This window comes from Streptomyces similanensis (assembly GCF_039543625.1).
Taxonomy (GTDB): Bacteria; Actinomycetota; Actinomycetes; order Streptomycetales; family Streptomycetaceae; genus Streptomyces; species Streptomyces similanensis.
This window is the reverse complement of record NZ_BAABKC010000064.1, coordinates 101159-107347: the sequence shown is the minus strand read 5'-3', so window position 1 is coordinate 107347 and position 6189 is coordinate 101159. Positions and strand designations below refer to the sequence as shown.

6 protein-coding genes, 1 rRNA gene and 1 pseudogene are annotated in these 6189 nt (G+C 68.8%); 3 read left to right on the top strand and 5 right to left on the bottom strand.

The window, feature by feature from the left end; genetic code table 11:
* Together ABEB07_RS21995 and ABEB07_RS21990 are read right to left on the bottom strand one after the other, a co-directional pair.
* Window positions 1–59, bottom strand: a 16S ribosomal RNA gene (locus ABEB07_RS21995); the annotation flags it as partial.
* 602 nt (window positions 60–661) lie between these two features.
* Window positions 662–1312 carry a DNA-3-methyladenine glycosylase gene (locus ABEB07_RS21990; RefSeq protein ID WP_176148433.1) on the bottom strand — a complete coding sequence of 217 codons (651 nt, stop codon included), beginning with the start codon at window positions 1310–1312 and terminating at the stop codon, window positions 662–664.
* Window positions 1313–1453: 141 nt separating this feature from the next.
* Here ABEB07_RS21990 and ABEB07_RS21985 point away from each other — a divergent pair, with 141 nt between their 5' ends.
* The 3 genes from ABEB07_RS21985 (at window position 1454) to ABEB07_RS21975 (ending at window position 3507) form a co-directional block, all read left to right on the top strand.
* On the top strand, window positions 1454–2236 hold the full coding sequence (locus tag ABEB07_RS21985; protein ID WP_345669924.1) for a sporulation protein: 783 nt from the start codon (window positions 1454–1456) through the stop codon (window positions 2234–2236).
* Between the two features lie 59 nt (window positions 2237–2295).
* The gene (locus tag ABEB07_RS21980; RefSeq protein WP_164587167.1) at window positions 2296–2835 is read left to right on the top strand and encodes a YbhB/YbcL family Raf kinase inhibitor-like protein; all 540 of its coding nucleotides are present in this window, start codon (window positions 2296–2298) and stop codon (window positions 2833–2835) included.
* A gap of 165 nt (window positions 2836–3000) precedes the next feature.
* Window positions 3001–3507 carry an HNH endonuclease gene (locus ABEB07_RS21975; protein WP_176148435.1) on the top strand — a complete coding sequence of 169 codons (507 nt, stop codon included), beginning with the start codon at window positions 3001–3003 and terminating at the stop codon, window positions 3505–3507.
* Between the two features lie 171 nt (window positions 3508–3678).
* Here the strand turns inward: ABEB07_RS21975 and ABEB07_RS21970 are convergent, their stop codons facing one another.
* From ABEB07_RS21970 to ABEB07_RS21960, 3 genes and pseudogenes are all read right to left on the bottom strand, one after another.
* Entirely contained in the window at window positions 3679–4656 is a 978-nt protein-coding gene (locus ABEB07_RS21970) for an SPFH domain-containing protein (protein WP_176148436.1), read from the bottom strand.
* 124 nt (window positions 4657–4780) lie between these two features.
* A complete protein-coding gene (locus ABEB07_RS21965) occupies window positions 4781–5212 on the bottom strand; it encodes an NfeD family protein (RefSeq protein ID WP_164587170.1) in 432 nt (143 codons plus the stop codon).
* A gap of 366 nt (window positions 5213–5578) precedes the next feature.
* Window positions 5579–6109 (bottom strand): annotated as a pseudogene (locus tag ABEB07_RS21960) (ABC transporter ATP-binding protein); the annotation flags it as partial.
* Window positions 6110–6189 lie beyond the last annotated feature (80 nt).

Below are 6189 nucleotides of genomic sequence, written 5' to 3'. Positions count from 1 at the left end.
TGCATGTGTTAAGCACGCCGCCAGCGTTCGTCCTGAGCCAGGATCAAACTCTCCGTGAATGTTTTCCCGTAATCGGGACGACACCACGAGAGCGGAACAGTCGAGCGGAATAGGCTCGACCGTTCACAGCGTCCTCGCTGTGTTTTTTCAAAGGAACCTCGTCCCAGCTGATGCTGGAGACGGGGTATCAACATATCTGGCGTTGACTTTTGGCACGCTGTTGAGTTCTCAAGGAACGGACGCTTCCTTTGTACTCACCCTCTCGGGCTTTCCTCCGGGCTTTTCCCTTCGGTCTTGCGTTTCCGACTCTATCAGATCTCTCCGATCCGACTTCCTCGGTGCTTTCCAGGTTCCCGCTTCCGCGTTTCCCTTTCCGGCGGTTCCGACTCTATCAGAACTTTTCTGTTCCGATTCCCGGCCGGCGGGTTGTCTTCGGCTTTTCGGCTTTCGCCTGTCGGCCTTTCGACATTCACTACGCTAGCCGATTCCCGTTCCGATTCATAATCGGTGTTCCGCGGGTTCGAATGCGGACGTGCGAGCACGTCACTATCGGCCCCGCGAAGGGGCTGTCAGTAGGTAGTGGAGTGGCCGCTCCGGCTGCAGGCGATCGCCGTACCCGGTTCAGCGGCTCGGGCTACCTTACGCACTTCGCCCAGCAGAGTCAACTCCGACGCCGCCGGGGCACATGCGCGCGATACGGGCTCACGGTCGGGTCGTCGGCGACCCAGTAGCGCCACGGATGGGCGTCGCCGTCGCCGCCCTCGCCGGCCACCCCGGTGCGCGGGCCGTTGCGCACCTGGTCGGCGGGGACCGGTGTGCCGCTCACGATCCGGATCTCGGTGTCGTCGGCGGCGCAGGCGTCGGCTCCGTCGAGAGCGCGGTCGACGCCGAGGGCGGTGGCGAGGCGGGCCGGGCCCTTGGCCAGTTCCTTGTCGTTGCGGGCCGAGACCCGGCGCAGCCGGGCCAGCTCGGCTCCCTCGACGATCTCGCCGGCGCGGAGCAGGACTCCGCTCGCCTCTCCCTCCGGTCCGCACACCAGGTTCATGCAGTGCCACATGCCGTACGTGAAATAGACGTAGACATGGCCGGGGGGACCGAACATCACGCCGTTGCGGGTGGTGCGGCCCCGGTAGGCGTGGGAGCCGGGGTCGTTCGGGCCGTCGTAGGCCTCCACCTCGGTCAGGCGCAGGGCGATCGGGCCGTCCGGGGTCGTACGGATGAGGACGCGGCCCAGGAGATCGGGGGCGACCTCCAGAACGGGGCGGTCGAAGAACTCTCTGGGCAGGGACGTACGGTCCGAGGGCGCGATCATGCCTGACGAGCGTAGTCCAGACGGGTGGGTTTCAAGGACTGGTCAAAGATCCTCGGACTTGCCAGGGTGTGGACGCGGAACCGGTCGCGGCCGGGTCGCGTTTGTAGGTAGGGCAGGAGCCCACTGCGTAGAAGGAGTGTCATGGCGTTCAAGAAGCTGCTGGCGAGTCTCGGGGCCGGCGGGGCGTCCGTCGAGACGGAGCTGCACGAGGTCAACGTCGTGCCGGGCGGGGTGGTCCAGGGCGAGGTGCGGATCCAGGGCGGGTCCGTGAACCAGCGGATCGAGGGGCTCTCGGTCGGCCTGCAGGCCAAGGTCGAGGTGGAGAGCGGCGACGAGGAGTACAAGCAGAACATCGAGTTCACCAAGGTGCAGCTCGGCGGCGCCTTCGAGCTCCAGGCGGGCGCGGTGCACGCGGTGCCGTTCGGGCTGGAGATCCCGTGGGAGACGCCGATCACGATGATCGACGGCCACGCGCTGCGCGGCATGAACATCGGGGTGACCACGGAGCTGGCGATCGCGCGTGCGGTGGACTCCGGCGATCTGGACCCGGTCAACGTGCACCCGATGCCGGCGCAGAAGGCGATCCTGGACGCCTTCATCCAGCTGGGCTTCCGCTTCAAGCACGCGGACATGGAGCGGGGTCACATCCGCGGGACGCGGCAGCTGCTGCCCTTCTACCAGGAGATCGAGTTCTACCCGCCGTCGGAGTACCGCGGTCTCAACGAGGTCGAGTTGAGCTTCGTGGCCGACGAGCAGGCGATGGACGTGGTGCTGGAGATGGACAAGAAGCCCGGTCTGTTCAGCGAGGGCAGCGACACCTACCGCTGCTTCCAGGTCTCTCTGCACGACTACCAGGCGACCGACTGGGCGGCGTACCTGCACCAGTGGATCTCCGCGGTCGGCAGCAAGCGCAGTTGGTTCTAGGCTCGGGTCCGGGGAACCCTGTGCGGGGTCCCGACGCAACCGATGCAGGAGGTACCGAGGTGTCCGAGCTGAAGCGGCGACCGCTCCCCCACGACTTCCATCCGCCCGTGCCGTCGTTCACGGTCACGAGCGACGACGTCCGGGAAGGGGCGGCGCTCCAGGACGCCCAGGTCCAGGCGGCGGGGAACACCTCGCCGCAGCTGCGCTGGGAGGGTTTCCCGCCCGGGACGAAGAGCTTCGCCGTCACCTGCTACGACCCGGACGCCCCGACGGGCAGCGGGTTCTGGCACTGGGTGCTGTTCGACATCCCGGCCTCGGTGACGGAGCTGCCGGCCGGTGCGGGCGGCGGGAAGTTCGAGGGGCTGCCCGAGGGCGCGGTGCACGCGCGCAACGACTACGGGTCCAAGGACTTCGGCGGCGCCGCGCCGCCGCCCGGCGACGGCCCGCACCGGTACGTGTTCACCGTGTACGCCGTCGACCAGGACAAGCTCGGTCCGGACTCGGACGCCTCTCCCGCGGTGGTGGGCTTCAACCTGCGGTTCCACACGCTGGGGCGCGCCCAGCTGATCGGTGAGTACGAGATTCCCGCCGAGGGCTGACTCGGCCTTTCTCCCGGTTCGGTGTTCACCGGACGTTTGCCCGCCTTCGGTCTTGGAAGTGATCGGAGGCGGGCAGTTTTATTGCGTTGTCCATCTCGGCGTGCCCGTCCAGAGTTGATCCGGGCCCGCCAGGGGGTGGGCAGGTGCACACGGGAGGTGGGCCGGATGCGGGACACGCTGGTGCTGAACGCGAGCTTCGAGCCGCTGTCGACGGTGACGCTGAACCGAGCCGTCGTGCTGGTGCTGCAGGACAAGGCCGTCGTGGAGCAGGCCCACCCCGAACTGCGGATGCGGGGCGCCGAGGTCGACATACCGGCGCCCCGGGTCATACGGCTGTGCCGGTACGTGCGGGTGCCGTTCCGAAGACAAGCGCCGTGGTCGAGGCGGGGTGTGCTGGTACGGGACCGGCACCGGTGCGCGTACTGCGGGGGGCGGGCGACGACCGTGGACCACGTGGTGCCGCGGTCGCGGGGCGGGCAGGACACCTGGCTGAACACGGTGGCCTCCTGCGCGGTCGACAATCACCGCAAGGCGGACCGGACTCCGGAGCAGGCGGGGATGCCGTTGTTGCGGGAGCCGTTCGAGCCGACGCCGGCGGACGCGATGCTGTTCGCCCTGGGAGCGGATGATCTTGCTGGGCTGCCGGAGTGGTTGGTGCGGGAGGCGGCCTGAGGTTGCGCCGGGGGCGGTGTTCGTCGGTCGGTGCGGGTCGGTTGGGGCTTGTCGCGCAGTTCCCCGCGCCCCTTGGGCAGTGGGGGGCTGGGGTCCGTTGTCGGGTGCGGGTCGTTCTGGGTTGAGCGCGCAGTTCCCCGCGCCCCTTGGGGGGTGCGGGGAACGGGGTTCTCAGTCGATGCGGGGCTTCTCGCGGCGTTCGGTGGGGTTGTTCCTGCCGTCGTTCTGCGGGGGGACCGTGGCGCCGCCGCCGTTGCCGCCCGAATTGCCGCCGAAGGAACCGAAGTTGCCCATCGCGCCGGAGAGGCCCTTGAGGGCGTCGCCGATCTCGCTGGGGACGATCCAGAGCTTGTTGGCGTCGCCCTCGGCGATCTTCGGGAGCATCTGGAGGTACTGGTAGGACAGCAGCTTCTGGTCCGGGTCGCCGGCGTGGATGGCCTCGAAGACCGTGCGCACGGCCTGGGCCTCGCCCTCGGCGCGCAGGGCGGCGGCCTTGGCCTCACCCTCGGCACGCAGGATCTGGGACTGCTTCTCGCCCTCGGCGCGCAGGATCTCGGACTGCCGGACACCTTCGGCCTGGAGGATCGCGGCGCGCTTGTCGCGGTCGGCGCGCATCTGCTTCTCCATCGAGTCCTGGATGGAGGTCGGGGGCTCGATCGCCTTCAGCTCGACGCGGTTGACGCGGATGCCCCACTTGCCGGTGGCCTCGTCGAGGACGCCGCGCAGGGCGGCGTTGATCTCCTCGCGGGAGGTGAGGGTGCGCTCAAGGTCCATGCCGCCGATGATGTTGCGCAGGGTGGTGACGGTGAGCTGCTCGATGGCCTGGATGTAGCTGGCGACCTCGTAGGTGGCGGCCCGGGCGTCGGTCACCTGGTAATAGATGACGGTGTCGATGTTGACGACCAGGTTGTCCTGGGTGATCACCGGCTGCGGCGGGAACGGCACGACCTGTTCGCGCAGGTCGATGCGGTTGCGGATGGTGTCGATGAACGGGACGACGATGTTGAGGCCCGCGTTCAGGGTCCGCGTGTAGCGGCCGAATCGCTCCACGATGGCAGCGCTGGCCTGCGGGATGACTTGGATCGTCTTGATCAGGGCGATGAAGACCAACACCACCAGAACGATCAGGACGATGATGACCGGTGCCATCGTTGCTTCCCGTACCCTTCTCCGCCTCGGCGCTTTCGGAAGATCTTATGGGCTGACGGCCGTTGAAGATCTTTCTGTCGAGTCTGACAGACCCTCACGTGCCGTGGGGGGTGTTCGAGCCAGGTCACATGACGATGGCGGTCGCCCCCTCGATGTCCACGACGTCGACCTCCGCGCCCACGTCGTAGGCGTGGCCGGTGTCGAGCGAGCGGGCCGACCAGATCTCCCCGGCGAGCTTGATCCGGCCGCCGGAGCCGTCGACGCGTTCGAGCACGACCGCCTGCCTGCCCTTCAACGCGTCGACGCCGGTGGCCAGTCGGGGCCGCTGCCGGTCGTGCCGGGCGGCGATGGGCCGTACGACGGCGATGAGCGCGACGGAGACGACGACGAAGGCGAGCACCTGGGCGACGACGCCGAAGCCGAGGCCGGCGACGACCGCGGCGGCCACGGCGCCGACGGCGAACATGCCGAACTCCGGCATCGCGGTCACCACGAGCGGGATTCCGAGCGCGGCCGCGCCGACGAGCCACCACACCCATGCGTCGATGTCGTTCACATGGTCATGGTAGGACCGCGGGCCCCGCGACGGACAGGGCGCACGGGGAGCGGCTCGCGGCGAAGGGCCGTCCCGGGGTGGGGAGTTCGGCCCCGGCGGTCAGGACAGCGGGAGGCCCTGGGCGGTCCAGCGCTCGCCGAGCTGCTCGACGACGAGCGGGAGGCCGAAGCAGAGGGAGAGGTTGCGGGAGGTGAGTTCCAGCTCCAGCGGGCCGGCGGCCAGGACCTTGCCCTGACGGATCATCAGGACGTGCGTGAAGCCGGGGGCGATCTCCTCGACGTGGTGCGTGACCATGATCATGGAGGGGGCGATGGGGTCGCGGGCGAGGCGGCCGAGGCGGCGGACCAGGTCCTCGCGGCCGCCGAGGTCGAGGCCGGCGGCGGGCTCGTCCAGGAGCAGCAGCTCGGGGTCGGTCATCAGGGCGCGGGCGATCAGGGTGCGCTTGCGCTCGCCCTCGGACAGGGTGCCGAAGCGGCGGTCGAGGTACTCGGTCATGCCGAGGCGGTCGAGGAAGGCGCGGGCGCGCTGCTCGTCGACGTCCTCGTACTCCTCCTGCCAGCCGGCGGTCATGCCGTAGGCGGCGGTGAGCACGGTCTGCAGGACGGTCTGGCGCTTGGGGAGCTTCTCGGCCATGGCGATGCCGGCCATGCCGATGCGGGGGCGCAGCTCGAAGACGTCGGTGCCGGGCCTGCCGAGGGTCTCGCCGAGGATGGTGGCGGTGCCCTTGCTGGGGTAGAGGTAGCTGGAGGCGACGTTCAGGAGGGTGGTCTTGCCGGCGCCGTTCGGGCCGAGGATGACCCAGCGCTCGCCCTCCTTGACCGACCAGGAGACCTGGTCCACCAGAGCCCGGTCCTCGCGGACCACGGATACGTCCTGAAGCTCCAGAACATCGCTCATGAGCGCGTTGTCTCCCCTTGCAGTGTGCCGCCGGTCTCGGCTGTCGCGTACGCCTGTGGCTCGGTCCGCCGCGCCGGTGG